The following is a 20,107-nucleotide window of genomic DNA, read 5'->3' as shown; positions in this document are numbered from 1 at the left end:
CCTGCTGGACACAAAGCCTTGGCTGACCGAACATATTACGAGCCTGAAGTCGGCAGCTGGGCGCGGCCGAAACTTGGCCGCCCGCCCTGCGGGTCGACGAGGACCGGCTCGTAGCTGCCGGTCACCGGCGGATTGCAGCCCTCGCGATAGCTTCCACTCAGCGTTATACAGCCCGGTCAAAGCGACATGAGCTGCGCTTCGAGCAAAGCTGAAATTGAATGGCACAAGCCTAAGTCACTGGAGCCTCATGGTGCGAAGAGAGCTTTTCATCGCACCATAAACCCGGAGCAGCAGTTCGGGGCCTTCATGGAGGTGAAAAAAGCGGTTTTCCCGCAGGCACCTTATCCGACCTGGACTGCCGTCGGGGTGAACTGGCTTGCGGGTTTTGATGTCGAGATCAAGGTTATCGCCCGCGTTCCATGAACCGGGGGCACGAAAGGCTGATCGTCATCGTGCAACAGCTGACCGCATTGAGATGCCTGACGTCCAGTCGCTGCGACTGTCCCGTGATGGCACGAACCGAGTCTGCTCGGTGCGTTGTTCAATGGCATCGTGGCGCAATGTCGTACCCGACGCGCCCGGCCAATCCTGCCGGTCGGGCACAGTTCTCGCTGCGAGTCCGCATTTCCGAAAGCTGCCGCCCTGACCTGGCGCGGCGAAGGCCCGGTCGACGATGAATCTATGCGGACATTTCTGCCATCGTCGATCGCTCAGCTGCGGTGCACCTGAACCCCGTCAGAGATCCCGGTTGAACGCCTCCAGCGCGGCAAGGGCACGGGTGCGGCCCCGTGCCAGAAGCGGCGCGGTGTCTGCACTTTTCCATTTGGTCGCGCCGGCCCGGGAGGATGGCAGCGTCGCGGCAAAGGCCTGCGCCCCCATACCAGAGAGCCAGTGGTTGCGATAGCGGCTGTCGGGATCGAAGCTGACGGCCTGTTTTTCCGGGTTGAAGATACGGAAGAACGGCGAGGCGTCAGGCCCGCAGCCCGCCACCCATTGCCAGTTCATCGCATTCGCCGCCGGGTCCCAGTCGGTCAGGCTGTCCTCGAAATGCGCAAGACCGATCCGCCAGTCGGTCAGCAGATGTTTCGTCAGCCAACTCGCCACCACCATACGCACGCGATTGTGCATTCGCCCGGTCACCCGCATCTCACGGAGCCCCGCATCGACCAGCGCGATGCCGGTCTCCGCGCGGGTCCAGGCCTGTGCCTCGGGGTTTGAACCTAGCCAGGGAAACGCCGCCCATCCAGAACGCCAGGGTATCTCGGGCATCTGCGGAAAGGCCAGCAGCAGATGCCAGGAGAATTCGCGCCAAAGCAGTTCGGACAGGAATTTCTCTACCCCTGTCGCGAGAGCCGGCTCGACCTTGGCCTGCAGCCCGGCGATGGCCCAGATGCGGCGTGGGCTGATCTCGCCCAAAGCGAGATGTTCGGAGAGGCCCGAAGTCGCGTCGATATCGGGGCGGTCTCGATGGGTCGGATATTCTGGCGCACGGTCCAGAAAATTATCGAACCGCGCAAAGGCCGCCGCCTCGCCCGCGGGAAGACCATGTTCGGCCAGAACCACCGCACCACGATACATGTCCGGCGCAAGGTTCAGATGCTCCGCCCGCAAAACGCCGACAGCAGGCAGCGCCGAAAGGGCGCCGGCCGCGGCAAGGGGCCGATCCGGCCCGGCCAGCCGAACAGCGCGGGCAAAGGGCGTATAAACCCGATAGCTGCCGCCAGCGCCGGTCTTTACCCGCGCGGGATGGATCAGCAAATGGCCTTCATGCAGGTGCAGCCGAACCGGGCCATGCCCAAGCGCGCGGCGGAGAGCTGCCTGAACGGCACGCAAGGCGGGTGTGGGCCAGTCATTCTGATGGATGGAACGCGCCCCGACGCGGCCCGCCAGACCGGGCAAGAGATCGGCCGCCTCGCCCTCGAGCACTGTGATATGCTCGCCCGTCCGGGTCAGCCATGCCGCATCGAAGGCCGCAAGGGCACGCCCGAGCCGCCATCGGCTGGCCGAACCCTGCGCCCGCGTCGCGGCATCGACGATGAAAACCGGCAGGACCGGGCCCTCGGCCCGTGCGGCCGCCAGGGCGGCGTTGTCGTCGAAGCGGAAATCGCGGCAGAGCCAAAGGATCGCGGGTACAGGCATCTCAGGCAGCCCGCGCCGCGCCGTCGGCATGGCTGTATTCGACCTGCACCACATCGGTTCGCCCGGTCGCAAAGGTCGCAGCGCAGCCTTCCAGATAGTAGCGCCAGCAGCGCAGGAATGCCTCGTCATATCCGTAGCGGCGAATGCGTGGCGCGGCCTCGGCCATGCGCGCGGCCCAGATGCGGCAGGTGCGGGCATAATCCTGCCCGAAGGAAAAGCTGCCCCGCAGTTCCAGCCCCGCCTGCGCGCCATGATGGCTCAGGATCGCAGGGCTGGGCAGCATCCCGCCGGGAAAGATATGCTGTCGGATGAAGTCCGAACGCTTGCGATAGATCGAAAATTCCGCATCCGGCACGGTGATCGACTGGATGACCGCCCGTCCGCCGGGGGCCAAGCGCGCTTTCAGCGTGGCGAAATAGGCGGGCCAGTAGCGTTCGCCCACCGCCTCGATCATCTCGACAGAGACGATGTTGTCGTATTGCCCGCCCGCCCGGCGATAGTCCTGCAGGCGGATCTCGGCCCGCCCGTCCAGCCGGGCATCGGCATAGCCCTTCTGCGCAGGCGAAAGCGTCAGCCCGGTGACGTGGCGGCCGGTCTCTGCCGCGCGCTCGGCAAAGCCGCCCCAGCCGCAGCCGATTTCCAGAATACGTTCGCCAGGGGCGAGGCGCGACAGGATGCGGTCGTTCTTTCGCGCCTGCGCGGTTTCCAGATCGTCCGTCCCCTCGAAGAGGGCCGAGGAGTAGCTCATCCCCGGATCCAGCCAGAGGTGATAGAACTCGTTTCCGACATCGTAATGCGCGCGGATGTTGCGCACGGAACCTGCTGTCGAATTGGCGCGCAGCCTGTCGGTCAGGCGAAACCGCAGGCCGGAAAGCCATCCCTGCCTGCCTTGTCCGCCGAGATGATCGAGGTTGCGAATGGCGAGGGTCAGGAGCGCCTCGAGATCCGGGCTGTCCCAGTGGCCCGCAACATAGCTTTCGCCAAAGCCCACATCGCCGCGCCGCGCCAGCGCGGAGAGCAACGCCCAGTTGCCGATATGGAGCACGGCCTCGGGACCGTCGGCTCCGAACCGGTGGTGGTGACCCTCGGGTGTGGTCAGGCTCAGCCGCCCGTATCGGATGCCTTCGAGCGAGGCGAGAAAGCGGTTCTGTAGCAGGCTCATCGGCTGATTTCCTCGGGCGGTTCCGGGGGCAACGGGCGATAGACGACCCCCTTGAGACGCAGGCGCAGTGCCTGCCAGTAGATCAGGGAGAGGATGCGCAGCGCGCCGCCCGGGCGGCGCAGGGCGGCGGCAAGCAGCCCGCTCTGGCGCAGGGGCCGCGGCTTGGCCCGCATCGTGGCGACCAGCCCCTCGTCGCGGTCGATATGGCGGATCCCCACGACAATGTCGGCCGCGCTCACGCTGAAACGGAATTCATAGGACCCGGCAATGTCCTGAAAGGGCGAGACGTGAAACGCCTTGTCGGTCCGCAGCCGGTCCCGCGCCCGGATCGGCGCGAAACGGGGCCTGTGGCACAGATAGGAATGACGTTGGCCGAAGGTGTTGTTGACCTCGGCGATCACGGCGAGCAGGTCGTCGCCGCGCAGGACCATCCAGAAGCTGACGGGGTTGAACCAGAAACCCAGAAAGCGCGGCTGCGCCATCAGCGTCATGGTCATCGTCTCGTCCCGCGACAGCCCCGCCTGCGCAAGCACCTCCCAGGCCCAGGAGGCACCCGTACCCGTCCCCCGACGGCCCCCGTGATCGGCAGGGCGGAAACTGAAAAGGCCGAACCGTCCCAGACGGAAGAGTCCTCGCGGGCGAACCGCCTCGGGCGCCAGCAGCAGATAATCGACCCGATAGCGAAAGGCATGGCGCGCCGCGCCGCGCCGGGCATGGGCCACATCCGACGTCAGGTGAAACACCCCGCCGGCCGCCAGATGGGACACGAGCCCGCCGGTCATCGCCTAGACCTTTGCGGGCAACAGCTGCCGCGCGATCCGCGCGGCGCTGGCGAACCCATCCTCGTGAAAGCCGTTGCGCAGCCAGGCGCCCGCAAACCATGTCTGCCGCGCGCCCTGCATGGCCCGCAGCCGGGCCTGCGCGTCGATTGCCGCCTGATCGAAAACCGGATGGCGGAAGGTGGTCTCGTCATAGATCCGCGCCGGGTCGATCACGGCGCCGGGATTGAGGCTGACGAAGAGCGGATCATCCTCGGGCAGGGATTGCAGACGGTTCATCCAGTAGCTGACGCCTACCGCGCGCCCGGCCCGCGGATCATCCGCGCGGTAGATCCAGGAACTCCAGCAGGCGCGGCGGCGCGGCATGACGACAGGGTCGGAGTGCAGCACTGCGCGGTTATCCTGAAACCGTACCGCGCCGAGGGCGGCGATTTCCTCGGCTGACGGATCGGCCAGCAGGGCGAGCGCCTGATCCGCATGGCAGGCAAAGATCACATGGTCGAAGCTCTCGCCCACGCCCTGGGTCTGGACCGTCACCCCCGCGCCGCTCCGGGATACCGCACGCACCGGGGTCGCCGGGCGCAGGGCCACCCCCCGTGCCGCCAGCGCCGCCGCCAGACGGTTCACATAGGTCACGCTGCCGCCCGTGACCGTCCACCATTGATGCTGGCCGCCTTTGGACATCAGCGCGTGGTTGCCCAGAAACCGCAACAGGGTCTCGGCCGGAAACGCGCCGATGTCATGAGCGGGCGTGGACCAGATCGCCCCGCATATGGGATAGAGGTAGTGGTCGCGGAACCGCGCGCCGAGCCCCAGCTTTGCAATCAGCCCTTCGATGGTCAGATCCGCCCGGCCTTCCGCCGCATGTGCGGCCTGGGCGTTGAAGCGCAGGATGTCGCGGATCATGCGGTGAAAGCCCGGGTGCAGCAGGTTCGAGCGCTGCGCGAACAGCGCATTGGCCGAGCGCAGCGCGAACTCGACCCTGCCGTTCCCCAGCGAGACGCCGAAGCTCATGTCGCTGCGCTGCACCGGCACGTCCAGATCGCGAAACAGCGCCGTCAGATGCGGGTAATTGGCATAGTTGAAGACGATGAAGCCGGTATCCACCGCAACATCCCCCCGCCGCCCGGCCATCACGGTGCGCGCGTGCCCGCCAAGGCGCGGTGAAGCCTCGTAAAGCGTGACCTGATGGTGCCCCGACAGCAGCCAGGCCGCCGACAGCCCGGAAATCCCGCCGCCGATGATGGCGATCTTCTGCGGTGCGCCGCGCGTCAGGTCAAAAGGCAAGTCCGCCTCCTTTATTTCCGTCTGCTCAGGATTACGCAACCGTACGGGCATCGGATCACCCGACCGGCTCGGGAATTGCATTTTTTCCAGCGGGGTGATCTGTTTGGTTCGCGCGGGCGTATTCGACCCATGATGCCAGATGACCGCAGCAGCCAGGATGTGATCACGCAGCGCGATGCGGGCGTCGCTGCGCGATGTACTCACGCCCGGACGACAGCGGAGGAGCGCGGAATTTTGCAAGCCGATACGGCGAACCAGACCGATCCCACGCTGTGGTTGCTGGCCGTTCGCGACCGTCGCGACCGTGCGGCCTTTCTGCGGCTCTTTGAGCATTTCGCACCAAGGCTGAAGGCGATGCTGATGCGCGGTGGGCTGCGTGACGGCAGCGCCGAGGATGTGGTGCAAGATGTCATGCTGGCGGTCTGGCACAAGGCGGCCCAGTTCGATCCCCACCGGGCCGAGGCCAGCGCCTGGATCTATCGGATCGCCCGCAATCGCCGCATCGACCTTGCCCGCCGGAAACCACCGCCCGAGCCCGATGTGATGGTGGAACCGGAAGGGTCCGAGCCCGACGCCGCACAGATCCTCGCTCTCGGGCAGGAGGCAGCGCTTTTGCGCAGGGCGCTCGACGCTATGTCCCCCGATCAGGCCCGCGTTCTGGAACAGGCCTATTTCGAGGATCTGCCCCACAGCCGGATCAGCGAGATGACCGGGCTGCCACTCGGCACCATCAAATCGCGTATCCGGCTGGGCCTGCAACGCTTGCGGCGTGACCTGAACGAGCTGAGGCAGCCATGACCGCCATAACCCATCACGTTTCCGACGAATTGCTCGATGCCTTTGTCACGGGCAGCCTCGCCCATCCTTTCGCCGTGGTCGTCGCGGCGCATCTGTCGCTCTGCGATGCCTGCCGGGCCCGGGCCGAGGCCGCCGAGATGCTGGGCGGCATGCTGCTCGACCGGATCGCCCCCGCCGCTGTCAGCCGGGGCGCGCAGGATCGCGTGATGGCCGCGCTGGACCATGCGCCGCCGGCGCCGCCGATTGCCGGATCGGGCATCTTTCCCGCGCCGGTCATGCAGGCGCTTGATGGCCGGCCCCCGAAATGGCGTATGCTGGGCGGCGGCATCCGCCAGCAGATCCTGTCGGCGGATGCCGACGGATCGTTGCGGCTGCTCTATATCCCGCCGGGGCGCGCAGTGCCCGAACACAGCCATGGCGGGCTGGAGCTGACCCTTGTCCTTCAGGGTAGCTTTTCCGACAGCGAGGGCCGATTTGGCACCGGCGATGTGGAAATCGCGCGTAACGACATCGACCATCAGCCGATCGCCGGGCCCGAGGGTCCTTGCATATGCCTTGCCGCCACGGATGCGCCGTTGCGCTTCCGGGCCTTGATCCCGCGCCTGTTGCAGCCTCTGTTCAGGATCTGACGGCATGGGCTTTGCAGGAAAGACGGTCTGGATCATCGGCGCCAGTGACGGCATCGGCGCGGCGCTGGCCCGCGCCTTGGCGCGAGAAGGCACGCGGTTGATACTCTCGGCGCGCAATCAGGCGGCCCTCGATGCGCTGGCCGATACCTGCGGCGATGCGCGGGTTCTGCCGCTGGATCTGGCCGAGGCGGGGTCCCTGACAGATGCCGTTGCGACTATCGCGCCCGGCACGCTGGATGCGGTGATCTGCACAGCCGCGCTTTACGATCCGGGCCGGGTCGAAGACCTGAACCCCGAGACCGCTGCAAGGCTGGTGAAGGTAAATCTGCTGGGCAGTTTCGAGGTTGCCCGTCTCGCGCCGCCCCTGCTGCGCGATGGCGGGCAACTGGTGCTTTTCGGCTCGGTCGCAGGTTATTTCGGCCTGCCGGGCGGCCAACTCTACAGTGCAACCAAGGCGGCGGTGAACAATCTGGCAGAGACATTGCGGATAGAGCTGGCCCCGCGCGTCGATGTGAGGCTGGTATGTCCCGGCTTCGTCTCGACCCGGCTGACGGCAAAGAACGATTTCTCCATGCCCGCTATCATCACGGCAGATCAGGCGGCGAAGGCGGTCATCCGGGGGCTGGAAGGGCGCGCCTTCGAGCTGAACTTCCCCAAGCGTTTCACATGGACGATCAAATGCCTGCGCGCCTTGCCCTATGCTCTCTCCTTGCGCCTGAGCGCGCGCCTCGGCGTCAGGCCAAGCGACCGCTGAGGGCGGCAACCCCGGCCCAGGCGGCAAAGCCGGTCAGGCAGGTGCCCCACAGCCCGTCGACCACCACCTGTTTCCACGACCAATCCGCAAGCGTGGCGTAATTCGTCATCTCATAGGTGCCATAGCACATCGCGCCGAGCAGGGCGCCGAACACAAGCGCCTGAACCGGCGCTCCCGCCTTCAGCGCAGGCCACGACACGAAGATCAGAAGCCCTGCGACATAGAACATATAGAACACTGCTGCGGGACCAAACCGGAGTGGCGAGGCCAGCAGATGCCCGACATGCGGCTCGAATACCGGGCGGACGATATAGCGGATTCCGACCATATCAAGCCCCAGAAAGGCCGTAGCTGTCACGGCGTAAAGAAGAATGACCTGCCCCATGATCTTCGCTACCCCGCTTGTCTCCACTGGTAGGATTACGGCCTCCGGAGCCATCCGGATCACATTGGACCAACCTCTTCATCACGACTGCGCTCTGGTTTCTCTTTTGCGGCATGACGTCAGGCGCCCGGACCGGACACTCGCGATGAGCATATCCAACGCCTGCTTCCACCCACTGCGCGTCGACCGGTGGGCCTCTCGCCGCAGTCGGCACAGATGACCCAGCAGAGGCATGAACAGAAATGGAGCGTGACGATGACGAACGGCGAGCGTATGAGACAGACGGAAATGGCCCAGAATAGCCGTGGCACGGCGTGCCATCCCGGTGGCACGCCGTGCCACGAAAGTCGCAACCCACTGAAAAAAAAGAAGACTGTGAGCAGTATCACCACCAAAAATGCCGAAAAAAAATACAAAGACTTTAAGGCAACGGGCAGCTTGCTGCGTCAGGTGTGCACTGAACGGGGTAGGAAATGACCTCCCACACCTGCGGGAAGGTTGAACGAGAAACCCGCTGGCTCAAGCGGTTAGCCCGAACTGCCCCGATTTTGTCCTTGCACGCAGCCGGTTTTGGAAAGCGCTTTCCGCGCTGTCCTGAGTGCTTTCCGGGGGTATGCGTGGATTTTGTCCTGACGGAAAGCAGGGACAAATCGACATGGCAAAACCATCGCCTGCCACCTCACGCCAGACCGCCAACCCGCCAGCGCGCCGGACCGCCGCAACGCCACTCCGCCAGCCCGCCGACACGCCGCTGGATTTCATCCTCTGGGACGATGAGGTGCCCAGCCTCGGCCTGCGCAATCGTCTCGGGGTGCAAAGCTGGCTCGTCCAGACCCGGATCGGGGCCCCGTCTCCAGAAACCGACGAAGGAGGTGCGGAAGATGGGGTGGCCCTTGGGGCGCAGCATTTTCTGGTTGACGGGGGAACCGGCGGTTCCCTTCTTTCTTCCTCTGCTCTGCGCTCAAACCCGGGAATGCCGTCAGCCTTGCAGGGGGCGTTCGGCTTGCCCGAATCCCCCCTGCACGCCGCGCCCTTTGAGGCTGGCATCTTCCCGGCGGATCGGATGCCCCCGTTGCCGAGGCTCCCGGCCGGGCGAGGGAAAGCGACGGATCGCGAGGGATGGACTGCTCTATCCAGGAGAGGGGCCGGCTGGCCGCTGAGATGCCTTGTTCCTGCCCGGGCCAGGCTCCGAACGGATCGGGACGCGTTCAGGCCGGCTGACAGCCGTTGCGAAAGCCCGACGCGAAATCTGTTCCGGGACGAGGAGACCCCCTGTCTGTGCGTCTTGATCCCCTTTCGGCGAGGCTGAACTCCGGACCGGACCTGGTCGGCGAGCGATCCAATCAGGGACCGGCCATGACGAATGGCTCTCGGCAGAGATCGAGGCGGACGGTCACCCTTGAGGGTCGCGGGCCCGCGTGAGGATCGTCACCCGAACGGGCGGAGACGGCGGCCGGCTCCGGTCCGGGCCTCTTTTGGCCCGGACTAGAGCCGGGCCTCGCACCTGTGCGAGGTCACGCCCTCAGTGGAGAGGAAGCCCGGTGGCGTAAACACGCAGGAGAAGTTCAGGAGGACGCCATCATTCGCGCGTGCCTGCCCCCGTCGTGTGCCCTTGAGAAGCAACGCGTTCCAGGATCCGACATGCAATGCCCTGCGCTGTCAGATGAAGGTCGCGAAAGTCCGGTCTGGCCATCAGCCGGCCCATGATGGTTTTCGCGAAGTCCGGGTTCATCGCACGGGCGACCTTCAACGCCGCCCCGCTCGCTTCGGCGAGAGGCAGAAGCGACTCCACAATCGCATCCTCGCCAAGGGCATGCGCTGCCGCAGCGATGTCGAACATGTCGCGCGGCTGCAGACTTGCACCTCGAAAGACGATCTTCTTGCCGATGATCTCGGCGGGGGTCTCCCGACTGATTACCCGGCCGTTGACAACAGCGCGCTCGCTCGGACGAGCACTGACCGGAGCACAACAAATGAAATCGATCTCCCCGATACCGTCGAAGGCGATTTTGAGCGCCCTCGTTCCATCTGTCTCATAGGCGCTCGGCACAAGCGTCAGATCGAAACCCTGAGTTTCCGGGTTCAGAAAGGGAAGATATTGGGCGTCACTGATGAAGAGGTCGATGTCATGGCTGTCACGGTGGCCGATCTGCAGCATCAGCGCAGTGCCGCCACCGAAGGTCCAGTCATCCATGCCAATGCCGAGATCATTCGCCTGGTCGATGATCGCTATCGCCTGATCGAAAAGCTCAGACCACCGGCTCGGATTGGGCGTATTCATCAGACCGCGAGGGCGAGCCTGTAACCGGCCAGATCGGAAAACTTGTGTGCCACCAGAGCGACCAGACCGGCATCGACACCCATCTCGGCAATGAAGGCATGTTGCAGCTTCGGCGAGACTTCGGACAGGAACGCGAAAGCCGCCTGATCGCAGGCGACAGCGCTCTCAGGGTCGGCGATGCTGACCGCCAGCTGGGTAGGCGTCACCGCCACGCCATAGGGCGCGTTCACAGTAGCCATGACCTGAGATACGACGGGCGGCATTTACCTGACCTGTTTGTGACGGAGACCCTTCCTAAATAGTCCAGAGCCGTAAATAAATCAATGCGGCGTCGGAACCCGCTGCCGCCGAGGGTCTCCATCTCAAATCCGCGCAGTGACCTGCTGCATCACCGACTTCATTCAGGCCAGTGCCTGCCTGCCATGCAGGAGGAGCACGTCTGGATGCTAGTCCCGCCCTCTGACGGGCTTGCTGATGGCTACACCCTGAAGCGGGCAACACAGAACTCACGATGATTTTCCCCGCCCGGATTGATCCGGACGGGGCCGAGACCGGAGATCAGTTGTCGCCGCTGGTCTGACGCTGCGGGCGGGACCAGATCAGGCTGTAGCCATCGGCGCTGTCCTCGTCGTCGAGCAGGCTGGCGAAGATCGTCGCGCTGAAGGACGGATCATCGAGCTTGAGCGACAGGAAGGGCCGGCCGTCCTGCGAGACCTTGGGCCAGGCCGCGCCGATCTCGACCCGGCCGGCATAAACGCGATGGCTGGGGGCGTTCTCGCCGGTGACGCGGGTCTCGGGAACGATGCGCACGTTGCGCTGCAGTTCCAGGGTGGCGACGGCGCCAGTGTATTCGTCGCCGGTGGCGGATTTGCGGAAAGTGCCGATGGTAGCCATGATGTTCTCCTCGATGGCGATTTCGGGCCGCCCCGTGCGGCCTCGATGGCGATCGTCCGCCCGATGCCCGTGGTCGACGCACCCGCCGGGCCTACCCGGCGGGCCTGATGGCACAGGAGGAACTTTCTTGTCTTCCGCGAGGAATGGCGGCCGCGAGCGGCCGCCAGGGGAAGAAAGTTCTGACGTCGCCATTGCGTCGAAGCCGCGGGTCTTCGGGCAGATCAGCCCATTGCAGAGGCCACACAGGGCGGCAGAGGGTCAGCCGCATCGAGGGAGCGCAATGACGCAACCTTGCGACTTCCGTGTTCCGCCAGGCAAAGACCTGCACATCGTCGCGCCCGCCGGGCTGCCAGCGAGCTGCGTCCATCCCCCCCCACCGCCGCGGGTGAAGCCACCGTTCCGTCCATGCGGAAACCGGGTTCGGGAGATGCCGCACCCTGTGCCAGGAACCTCGCGGACCGCCCCCCTGCCCGGCATCACCAGGACATTCGTCACAGGGGGCAGGCCAAAGGCAATGCCTGGTCCGGAGAGAAGTGTCAGTTCGGAAAAATTCCGCCGCGGTAAAGTTGTCCCTGACCGGCGGCCATGGGACGAGGTTGTCATCTAATCGCATGTCATTTTGCAAGACCTTTCTGCTTGGTGCGGGACATCGTGTGCCGGGAACAGTGTCATCTTCGCGGTCGGCATTTGCCGCCGCATGGTGGGGCTTCGCGAAGAACCCTCCAATGTGTGAAGCCCATGCATCGACCTGGACGCAGCGGATGGTGCAACAGCCTCGGCGGGATGGTTCTGGTCACGTTCCGGCAGGGACGCCTCGGTCGCGTCGAAAGGCCGATGCGTCTCGGTTGCGGGTCAAACCATTGGTTCGGCTTGCCGCTGGAAGGTCTGGGCTGATTTCAGCATCGCATGCATGATGACGGCCAGCTTGCGCGCGACAGCGATGGCGGCACGCTTGAATCCGATCCGTTCACGCAGCTTCAACCCCCACGTTCTCAACGCGCTGTCGGCACTGGTGCGGGTCAGCACCACGGTCGCGGCCTCATAGAGCAAACCTCGCAGATGGGCATCGCCACGTCGCGAGATATGTCCGTCATAATCGACCTCGCCGGACTGGTAACGGCGCGTGGTCAGCCCGAGCCAGGCACCGACAGATCGGGACTTCCGGAAGTTCTCTGGATCTTCGATGCCCGTGATGAAAGACGTCGCGGTGATCGCTCCGATGCCGGGGATAGACATCAGCCGCTGGCAGGCCTCGCTGCGCCGGGCGAGGTCCAGCAGTTGGCGCCCAAGTTCAGCGGCGCGACCCCGGACGGTGATCCAGGCCTCCAGCAGCGGCAGCAGGACATGTTCGAGACCGCGATGCCCGGCAAGGAGTCGCCGGACCTCGGCTTCGAACCGGCCTCCTTTTGCTCCGGGCACGATCAGCCCGAAGGTCTTCATCAGTCCGCGGATCTGATTGGAAAGCTCGGTCGAGACCCGAACCAGGCGCCGGCGGGCCGCGACCAGCGTGCGCACCAGCATACTGTCGTAACCCTTCACGCGGACCTTGCGGTAGAAGCCGATCTCGGCCAGGTGGGCCAGGCCGTCGGCATCATTGGCATCGGTCTTGTTCGGCGCCATGTCGAGCGCGGCCTTGGCATGTCTTGCGTCGATGCAGATCGCCGGAAGCCCTTCGGCGCTGAGGGCATGAAAGAACCAGACCGACAGCGGGCCGGTCTCGAACACGACCCGCTTTGCCTCTGGCGCGCGCCGCCGCAGAACCGCCGCAATTGCGCCGGGATCCGAGGCGCATTTGCCGCGCCAGACCCGTTGGCCGTCCCGGCGCACGGAAATCGCCGTCTCTTTCAGGGATACGTCCAGACCGGTATTGTCACACATGGTTGTTCTCCATCCGATGTCTGGGCCCGGTGTCCATCATGAGCCCGTATCTGCATCCTGGCGGAGAACAACCACCGGCTTAAAATCCGCAAGGCACTACGGTTCGGGGCGACGCGCTCCCGCGATTACACCATGTGTCAAAACTCAGTTCCCGCAGCGCACTGGAGAATATAATTCTACGAAATGGCCTAACAGAAGTCCCCGGAGGAATTTCATTCTGCAGCGCTGTCACAAACGCAAGTTTTGACACAGCCTCGGCCGAATCTGACCTCAGTTCTCCGACTTGGCTTGGCTCTTCTGCAGTTCCGAGATCAGACTGTCGATCCGGCGCTTGCGCTCCTCGGCCTCGGCGATCAGCGCATCGACCGCGTCGCGTTTCCCGGCCAGCAGACCGATCGCTTCCGCGCAGGAGATCGGATGCGGGCCGGAGCGGACCTCGACGCTGGCGATCTCACGCAGAGTGAAACCCAGACCCTGCGCCTGTTCGATGAAGCGCAGGAGCGCGATCAGGTCCTCGGGGTAATCGCGATAGCCGTTCGGACCACGCGCGGCAGGGGCGATGATGCCGCGCTTTTCGTAGAACCGGATGCGCGAGGTCGTCACTCCGGCCGCATTGGCAATCTCGCCGATCTTCATTCTGCCCCCTAACCTTCAACCTAGGTTCAAACCCTATATCCCGATGCGACACGACAAGAAAGGATCGCGCCGCATGCCGGATACGCCCCAATCCCCCTTGTTCCAGCCGCTTCACCTGCCGAACGGTCAGATCATCCCGAACCGCATCGCCAAGGCGGCGATGGAGGAGAACATGGCCGACCTGTGCCACCTGCCGGGCGAAAGCCTGCGCAGACTTTACCGGCGATGGGCGGAAGGCGCGGCGGGGATGCTGCGCGGGCGACGGGCGACGACGCATCGGAACGCGCATGATTTCCTTGCCCGTTTCGGCGCCATTCCGGTCGAGGGGCGGGTCGTGCGGGATGGCCCACTGATCACGGCGGGCGGAGTGACTTCGGGGATCGACTTCGGGCTTGCGGTGATCGCCGAACTGCTCGGGCAGGCCGAGGCGGAAACCGTGCAGTTGTCGCTCGAATACGCCCCGGCACCGCCGTTTCAGGCGGGAACCCCGGAGACCGCGCCTGTCGCCGTGCTTTCCGCGGCCCGGGAAAGATCTGGTGCCATCACGGCACGCGCGCGCGGCCATCCTCGACCGGATCAGCGCGGCGCAGGCCTGATCCGGTCGTCCTTCCCCTTTCATCCGGTTGCCACAGCCCCGGCCGGGAACCTTGCGCGATAGACAGAGGGCGGCAGGCCCATCGCCGCCCGGAAATGCTCGCGGAAGTTCGTCGCACTGCCGAGACCGCAGAGCGCGGCGATTTCGCCGATGGAGCGCGTGGAGCCTTCGAGAAGCTCCCTTGCCAGTGTCAGCCGTTCGCGCAGCAGCCATTCCCCCGGCGCCAACCCGGTCGCATCGCGGATATGACGCTGAATGCTGCGCGGGCTGACATGCGCCTCTGCCGCCATGCGCGCGATGCTCCAGTCCTCGTCCAGATGCGCCCTGATCCTGTCGAGCAGTCCCGCGACATGCGTGCCCGAGGGGGTCGGCAGGGGGCGCTCGATGAACTGCGACTGGCCGCCATCGCGGTGGGCCGCGATCACCAGACGCCGCGCCACGCTGTTCGCGGCCTGTGCGCCATAATCGCGGCGCACCAGATGGATGCACAGATCGAGCCCCGCCGAACTGCCGGCCGAGGTCATCACCGCCCCCTCATCGACGTAAAGCGCATCCGGCAGAACCGTGATCTTCGGAAACCGGGTGGCGAGCCGCGCGGCGTGATGCCAGTGCGTCGTGGCCCGTTTCCCGTCGAGCAGCCCGCATTGCGCCAGCACAAAGGCTCCGCCGCAGATCGAAACGATCCGCGCCCCCGCCGCATGGGCATCGCGCAAGGCCGACAGCAGCCCGGCAGGCGCGGGCTCGTCCACGCCCCGCCAACCGGGAAGGACAACCGTATCCGCCCGGGGAAGCAACTCCAGACCGCCATCCGGTTCGACCCGCAATCCGCCTGCCGCGTGGATCGGGCCAGGCTCCGCGGCGACGGTCATGCAGCGATACCAGCTTTCGCCCATCTCCGGCCGGGACAGGCCGAAAACCTCGAAGGCGCAGCCGAACTCGAAGGTGCAGAGCCGGTCATAGGCCAGAATGGCGACGGTGTGCTCGGGGTGCTTTGGCATGATCCTTGTGATAATGGCCGATCCGGCCGCTGGCAATCCCGGCTGCCGACCGTCACTATCCCGCGCATCAGAGACAGGAGGCTGCGATGAAACTGATCGGCATGCTGGATTCGCCCTATGTGCGACGGGTTGCCATTTCGCTGGCGGAGCAGGGTCTGACGTTCGAGCACGATCCAATCTCGGTGTTCTCGGGGTTCGCGGCGTTTGCCGCGATCAACCCGGTGGTGAAGGCACCGACCCTGATCACCGATGAGGGGATCGTGCTGATGGAGTCGACGCTGATCCTGGAACATGCCGCGCTGCTGGCGCCGGATGTTCCACTCGCGCCGGCGGGCATCCGCGATCACGCCAAGTCGCAGCGGATCATCGGCCTTGGGCTGGCCGCCTGCGAAAAGGCGGTGCAGATCGTGTATGAGCACAACCTGCGCCCGCCGGAAAAGCGTCACGCGCCCTGGATCGACCGTGTTCAGGGCCAGCTCGCCGCGGCGCTGCGCCTGCTGGATCAGGAAATCGGAACCACAACGCCGTGGATTTTCGGCCCACGGATGCTGCAGGCGGATATCACCAGCGCCGTCGCCTTCCGCTTCGTGCGGGAGATGCTGCCCGAGATGGTCCGGGCCGGCTCCTTTCCAGCGCTTGACGGGCTTTCGACGCGCGCTGAGGAAACCGGAGCATTCCTGCGCTTTCCTTTCCGCTGATGACCAAGACGTCTGAGCCGAGGAATACACTCGACCGGGGGACCCGTTTCTCACCTCCCTTTCTCCGGGCAGATGCAAGAATTCGATCATGATCTGCGCCAGATTGGTCCGATGGCGCGCGAGGTGCGTCTATCCGTTCCTCCATACGCGTTTTCAATGACAGGGCGACCCGGATCGGGGATTGCCCAGCCGAAACACTGTGGCGACCAGCGTTTTTCGCGCGTTTAAGAGCAGGATCCGGGTGGTTTCGACGCGCGGAAAGGATTGATCTGCCTCGGTGATCCATCCCAAGAGGCTATCGTTGAATACGTCCGCGCCCTCCCTCCCCGCCAGCTTCCATCGCATCGGCTGGTCCAATCTTCTGGCTCAATTCTCCGAACAGATCGCGCTCGCGGCGGCTCCGCTTGCTGCCGTTCTGTTGCTGTCGGCTGGCCCGTCCGGGACCGGATGGCTGCAGACCGCACAGACGCTGCCCTTTCTTCTGCTCTCCATTCCGGCCGGTCTCGTGGTGGACCGCGCATCGCGGCGGTCGCTCATGGTGGGATCGGAGCTGCTGCGTGCGCTGTCGCTCGCTTCGATCGTCGCGCTCCTTGTCGCTGGCGCCCTGAACCTGCCCCTTCTGGCCCTGCTCGGTTTCCTCGGGGCGATCGGCACGGTTTGCTACAGCGTCGCCGCCCCTGCCCTCATTCCGTCGCTCGTTCCGCGCGCGCAGCTTGCGGCCGCCAATCACTGGCTGGAGCTTGCCCGCAGCGCCGCCTACACCGCCGGTCCGGCGCTCGGCGGCGCGCTTGTGGGTTGGACCGGCGCGCCCGCCGCTTATGCGCTGGCGACCGTTCTTTCGCTGCTGGCGGTCCTGTATCTCGCCGGCCTTCCCCGCGAAGAAATCCTGCCGAAACAGAAGCGCGATCTGACCCACGATCTCAAGGAAGGTGCCGGTTTCATCCTGCACCATGATCTCCTGCGGCCCATTCTTGTGACTGCGATCTTCTTCAACACCGGCTGGTTCATCCTTCAGGCGATCTATGTCGCCTATGCGGTGCAAAACCTCGGCATGACCGCGGCAGAGGTCGGGGTGACGTTGGGCATCTATGGCGGCGGCATGATCCTCGGGGCCGTGATCGCCCCCGCCCTTGCCCGCCGAGTTTCTTTCGGAACCACGATCCTGCTCGGTCCGATCGGCGGCTTCGGCGCGGCGGTCATCATGCTGCTGACGCTATGGCTGCCATCGGTATGGATGGCGGGCCTGAGCTTCTTCCTGTTCGGCGCAGGCCCGATCCTGTGGACGATATCAACCATGACACTGAGGCAGGCTGTGACACCGAACGCCATGCTCGGCCGCGTCTCGGCTTTCATCATGACGGCGACATTCGGGGCGCGCCCCATCGGAGCGGCCATCGGGGCGGTGATCGCCGCCCATCATGGTGTGGCGGCGTGCCTGACGGCGGCGGTCGGCTGCTTCCTGATTCAGTTTCTGGTGATCATCGCCTCCCGCGTGCCGAGACTGCGGGAATTACCCGAGGCGAGTGTTCCAACCTCATGACCGTTTGACAGGATCGAAGTGACACTCACCGCCCACGCCCGACCTCGACACCGCGTGAAGAGGCTCGAACCCGATCCATGAGGTGAACGTCCCGTAGCCCGGCTGCGATGCCACCGCCGATCACCTGTTCGTGTGTGCCGCATTGCGCAACAGAACTGTCATATTCCAGTCCTAGCGTCCAAGCATCGCACAATATCGTGGGAAACCCTCCAATGAAACATTCGCTGACCATCAGCACCGCACTGGTTGCGGGGCTGCTTGCCGTGTCGCCCGCTCTCGCCTGGCAGGCCGTCGCGCCGGCCCAGATCGCACCCGTCGCGGATACCGTCACCCCGGCCAATGCCGACCCGGCCTATCGCGGACTGCTCGACGATGCGACCAAGGGGTTGATCGCGGCGCTGGACGCCTCGGCGAAAGCGCCGCTGACGCAGGAGAACGTCGACAAGGCGAAACAGGGCGCGCCCTACGCCGATACCGACTGGCTCAAGGCAAGCGGCTATGAGATCCCGGTCAAGGAGTATCAGGACGCCGACATCAAGGTGCTTTCGTCCTTCACTGTCCTGCCGCGCTGGCAGCTTGCCCGGTCCGAGATGACCGTGACCGAGATCAACCACGGTGCCGCCCCCGCCCAGCAGGACCATGCGCTGTATGATGCGGATGGCATCTCCTACCTGTTCTTCCTGCCCGAGGCGCTCGGTCCCAAGCTCGGCCATGCCTTCCTCACCGCCTATGAAAACGGCGAGATCGGCAAGGCCGCCGCGCTGATCAAGATGAGCGAGGTCAGCACCTCCGCAGCGAAGAGCTATTTCAACTATCCGCGCCCCTTCCTGATCGACCAGAACACGATCCGGCTGGTTCCCGATAACGCCGTGACCAGGACCGGCGAGCCCTATACCGCCACCGCCGGTGCCTTCCCGAGCGGGCATACCAACACCGGCTATACCGATGCGCTGCTGCTGGCTGAGATGCTGCCCGAGCGGTTCACCGCGCTGGTCGACCGCGCGGCGGGCTACGGCTATTCGCGTGTCGTCCTGGGCGTGCACTATCCGCTCGACGTGATGGGCAGCCGCATGGTGGTGGAACGCAACGTCAGCGCACTGCTGAACGACCCGGCCTATCAGAAGCTGTTCTCCGAAGCGCGCGAGGAACTGCGCACGGCGCTGGAAAAGGAATGCGGCACCACGATCGCGCAATGCGCGGCAGCGGGGATGACCGCCGCGGATCCCTGGGCCGCGGCGCCGATGCGGGAGTTCTACAACTTCACCATGACCTATGACCTGCCACAGAGCGGCGAGGCCGGCGTCGCGATGGATGTGCCCGAGGGCGCGGAGGTTCTGCTCGCCACGCTGTTCCCGAACCGCTCCGCCGAGGAACGGCGCGAGATCCTGAAGCAGACGGCGATCGACTCGGGCTATCCGCTCGACTCAACCGATCCGGCATCGGGCTTCTGGCAGCGCATCGACCTGCACGAAGCCTCGCTGGCCAAATGACGGCCGGGCTCCATTCTCCACCGCCGCGACCCTGCCGGTCGCGGCGGCATCTTGAAGGATTCATCCAGGCTGCCCCGTATCGGAATGAGCATGATCCTGCGGATCATTTCATCGTTCCGAATGGACGTTCTCGTAGGGACATGACCAAACTTTAGTCCAGATCTGCGGGCAGGACCTCCTCCGGGATGTTCTGGTAGCAGATGCCTGTTAGTTACGTCCGGGCTTATCCCGCAGCAGTGGCCGAGGCCTGGGTGGATGGCCATATCCATGCCTTCGCGTTCTTCGGCGCGGTTCCGCAGTCTGTGCTCTACGACAACGACCGGTGCCTGGTGGCGAAGATTCTGCCGGACGGAACGCGCAAACGCGCCTCGCTGTTCAGCGGATTTTTGTCACATTACCTGATCCGGGATCGTTACGGCCGTCCGGGCAAGGGCAACGACAAAGGGAATGTCGAAGGACTGGTGGGCTACTCGCGGCGCAACTTTATGGTGCCAATGCCTGAGTTTGCCACCTGGGACGCGTTCAACCTGTGGCTGGAGGAGCAATGCCGCAAGCGTCAGCGCGAAGTCCTGCGCGGCGAAAGCGAGACGATCGGTGAGAGATTGCAACGTGACCTTGCTGCGATGCGCCCCCTCCCGGCCGCGCCGTTCGATGCCTGCGATCAGGACAACGGTCGGGTCTCGTCGCAATCTCTGGTGCGCTACAAGACCAATGATTACTCGGTGCCGGTCGCGCACGGCCATCAGGATGTCTGGATCCGGGGCTATATCCATGAGGTGGTGATCGGCTGCCGGGGCGAGGTGATCGCCCGCCATGCCCGGTGCTGGGATCGCGACGAACTCGTCTTCGACCCGATCCATTACCTTCCGCTGATCGAGCAGAAGATCAATGCGTTGGATCAGGCGGCGCCGTTGCAGGGCTGGGACCTGCCGGAGGAGTTCGCCACTTTGCGCCGCCTGATGGAGGTGCGGATGAACCGACAGGGGCGGCGCGAATATGTCCAGGTCCTGCGGCTCCTGGAGGCCTTCGAGCTTGCCGATCTGCGTGTCGCTGTAACGCAGGCCCTCCGGATGGGGGCGCTCAGCTTCGATGTGGTGAAGCATCTTCTCCTATGCCGGGTGGAACGCCGACCGCCACGACTGGACCTCGACTGCTATCCCTACC

20 protein-coding genes and 1 pseudogene are annotated in these 20,107 nt (G+C 64.8%); 10 read left to right on the top strand and 11 right to left on the bottom strand.

The window, feature by feature from the left end:
* The first annotated feature begins 186 nt into the window (after positions 1-186).
* Positions 187-423, top strand: a complete 237-nt coding sequence (locus D2T30_RS23800; protein ID WP_241651367.1) for a Rid family hydrolase — start codon at positions 187-189, stop codon at positions 421-423.
* A 312-nt stretch (positions 424-735) separates the two neighbouring features.
* Here D2T30_RS23800 and D2T30_RS21445 read toward each other — a convergent pair whose 3' ends face one another.
* From D2T30_RS21445 to D2T30_RS21430, 4 genes are read right to left on the bottom strand one after another with little or no spacing between them, the layout of a single operon-like run.
* Positions 736-2,139: a cryptochrome/photolyase family protein gene (locus D2T30_RS21445; protein WP_128186105.1), complete on the bottom strand. Its 1,404-nt coding sequence runs from the start codon at positions 2,137-2,139 to the stop codon at positions 736-738.
* Between the two features lies 1 nt (position 2,140).
* Positions 2,141-3,301 carry an SAM-dependent methyltransferase gene (locus D2T30_RS21440; protein WP_128186107.1) on the bottom strand — a complete coding sequence of 387 codons (1,161 nt, stop codon included), beginning with the start codon at positions 3,299-3,301 and terminating at the stop codon, positions 2,141-2,143.
* Positions 3,298-4,083 carry a DUF1365 domain-containing protein gene (locus D2T30_RS21435; RefSeq protein ID WP_128186109.1) on the bottom strand — a complete coding sequence of 262 codons (786 nt, stop codon included), beginning with the start codon at positions 4,081-4,083 and terminating at the stop codon, positions 3,298-3,300. The genes D2T30_RS21440 and D2T30_RS21435 overlap by 4 nt, the downstream gene beginning before the upstream one ends.
* A gap of 3 nt (positions 4,084-4,086) precedes the next feature.
* Positions 4,087-5,367 carry an NAD(P)/FAD-dependent oxidoreductase gene (locus D2T30_RS21430; protein WP_241649175.1) on the bottom strand — a complete coding sequence of 427 codons (1,281 nt, stop codon included), beginning with the start codon at positions 5,365-5,367 and terminating at the stop codon, positions 4,087-4,089.
* A gap of 234 nt (positions 5,368-5,601) precedes the next feature.
* Between D2T30_RS21430 and D2T30_RS21425 the strand changes: the two genes are divergently transcribed.
* Genes D2T30_RS21425 through D2T30_RS21415 form a run of 3 tightly spaced genes read left to right on the top strand, consistent with a single transcriptional unit; the run spans position 5,602 to position 7,548 of the window.
* A complete protein-coding gene (locus D2T30_RS21425) occupies positions 5,602-6,165 on the top strand; it encodes a sigma-70 family RNA polymerase sigma factor (protein WP_241649176.1) in 564 nt (187 codons plus the stop codon).
* Positions 6,162-6,794: a ChrR family anti-sigma-E factor gene (locus D2T30_RS21420; protein WP_128210459.1), complete on the top strand. Its 633-nt coding sequence runs from the start codon at positions 6,162-6,164 to the stop codon at positions 6,792-6,794. The genes D2T30_RS21425 and D2T30_RS21420 overlap by 4 nt, the downstream gene beginning before the upstream one ends.
* Before the next feature lie 4 nt (positions 6,795-6,798).
* Positions 6,799-7,548 (top strand): SDR family NAD(P)-dependent oxidoreductase, encoded by a 750-nt coding sequence (locus D2T30_RS21415; RefSeq protein ID WP_128186115.1) that lies wholly within the window; start codon positions 6,799-6,801, stop codon positions 7,546-7,548.
* On the opposite strand, the gene D2T30_RS21410 is transcribed toward D2T30_RS21415, so the two are convergent.
* Positions 7,529-7,933, bottom strand: coding sequence for a DUF2177 family protein (locus tag D2T30_RS21410; RefSeq protein ID WP_128210458.1), 405 nt, complete (start codon positions 7,931-7,933; stop codon positions 7,529-7,531). The two genes, D2T30_RS21415 and D2T30_RS21410, sit on opposite strands and share 20 nt — an antisense overlap.
* A 255-nt stretch (positions 7,934-8,188) precedes the next feature.
* Here D2T30_RS21410 and D2T30_RS21405 point away from each other — a divergent pair, with 255 nt between their 5' ends.
* Positions 8,189-8,410, top strand: coding sequence for a hypothetical protein (locus D2T30_RS21405; RefSeq protein ID WP_128186119.1), 222 nt, complete (start codon positions 8,189-8,191; stop codon positions 8,408-8,410).
* 1,102 nt (positions 8,411-9,512) lie between these two features.
* Here the strand turns inward: D2T30_RS21405 and D2T30_RS21400 are convergent.
* The 5 genes from D2T30_RS21400 to D2T30_RS21380 form a co-directional block, all read right to left on the bottom strand.
* Positions 9,513-10,214, bottom strand: a complete 702-nt coding sequence (locus D2T30_RS21400; protein ID WP_206613047.1) for a nucleotidyl transferase AbiEii/AbiGii toxin family protein — start codon at positions 10,212-10,214, stop codon at positions 9,513-9,515.
* Positions 10,214-10,453, bottom strand: coding sequence for a hypothetical protein (locus D2T30_RS21395; RefSeq protein ID WP_241649177.1), 240 nt, complete (start codon positions 10,451-10,453; stop codon positions 10,214-10,216). Before D2T30_RS21395 ends, D2T30_RS21400 begins: the two co-directional genes overlap by 1 nt.
* Before the next feature lie 319 nt (positions 10,454-10,772).
* Entirely contained in the window at positions 10,773-11,108 is a 336-nt protein-coding gene (locus D2T30_RS21390; RefSeq protein ID WP_128210457.1) for a DUF736 domain-containing protein, read from the bottom strand.
* An 852-nt stretch (positions 11,109-11,960) separates the two neighbouring features.
* Entirely contained in the window at positions 11,961-12,986 is a 1,026-nt protein-coding gene (locus D2T30_RS21385) for an IS110 family RNA-guided transposase (protein WP_128186125.1), read from the bottom strand.
* Between the two features lie 270 nt (positions 12,987-13,256).
* The gene (locus tag D2T30_RS21380; protein WP_128186127.1) at positions 13,257-13,622 is read right to left on the bottom strand and encodes a MerR family transcriptional regulator; all 366 of its coding nucleotides are present in this window, start codon (positions 13,620-13,622) and stop codon (positions 13,257-13,259) included.
* Between the two features lie 73 nt (positions 13,623-13,695).
* On the opposite strand from D2T30_RS21380, the gene D2T30_RS23455 reads away from it, so the two are divergent.
* The gene (locus D2T30_RS23455; protein WP_241649178.1) at positions 13,696-14,280 is read left to right on the top strand and encodes a DJ-1/PfpI family protein; all 585 of its coding nucleotides are present in this window, start codon (positions 13,696-13,698) and stop codon (positions 14,278-14,280) included.
* Here D2T30_RS23455 and ftrA read toward each other — a convergent pair.
* Positions 14,238-15,215 (bottom strand): transcriptional regulator FtrA, encoded by a 978-nt coding sequence (ftrA, locus tag D2T30_RS21370; RefSeq protein ID WP_128186129.1) that lies wholly within the window; start codon positions 15,213-15,215, stop codon positions 14,238-14,240. The two genes, D2T30_RS23455 and ftrA, sit on opposite strands and share 43 nt — an antisense overlap.
* Before the next feature lie 86 nt (positions 15,216-15,301).
* Between ftrA and D2T30_RS21365 the strand changes: the two genes are divergently transcribed.
* The 4 genes and pseudogenes from D2T30_RS21365 to D2T30_RS21350 form a co-directional block, all read left to right on the top strand.
* Complete coding sequence (locus D2T30_RS21365; protein WP_128186131.1) at positions 15,302-15,913, top strand: glutathione S-transferase family protein; 612 nt, start codon at positions 15,302-15,304, stop codon at positions 15,911-15,913.
* Positions 15,914-16,214: 301 nt separating this feature from the next.
* Complete coding sequence (locus D2T30_RS21360) at positions 16,215-17,453, top strand: MFS transporter (protein ID WP_128210456.1); 1,239 nt, start codon at positions 16,215-16,217, stop codon at positions 17,451-17,453.
* A gap of 212 nt (positions 17,454-17,665) precedes the next feature.
* Complete coding sequence (locus D2T30_RS21355) at positions 17,666-18,943, top strand: acid phosphatase (RefSeq protein WP_128210455.1); 1,278 nt, start codon at positions 17,666-17,668, stop codon at positions 18,941-18,943.
* Between the two features lie 212 nt (positions 18,944-19,155).
* Positions 19,156-20,107, top strand: a pseudogene (locus D2T30_RS21350) (Mu transposase domain-containing protein); the annotation flags it as partial.

The organism is Paenirhodobacter populi, from assembly GCF_004022215.1.
Classification (GTDB): domain Bacteria; phylum Pseudomonadota; class Alphaproteobacteria; order Rhodobacterales; family Rhodobacteraceae; genus Rhodobacter; species Rhodobacter populi.
This window is presented reverse-complemented; position numbering and strand designations above follow the sequence as displayed.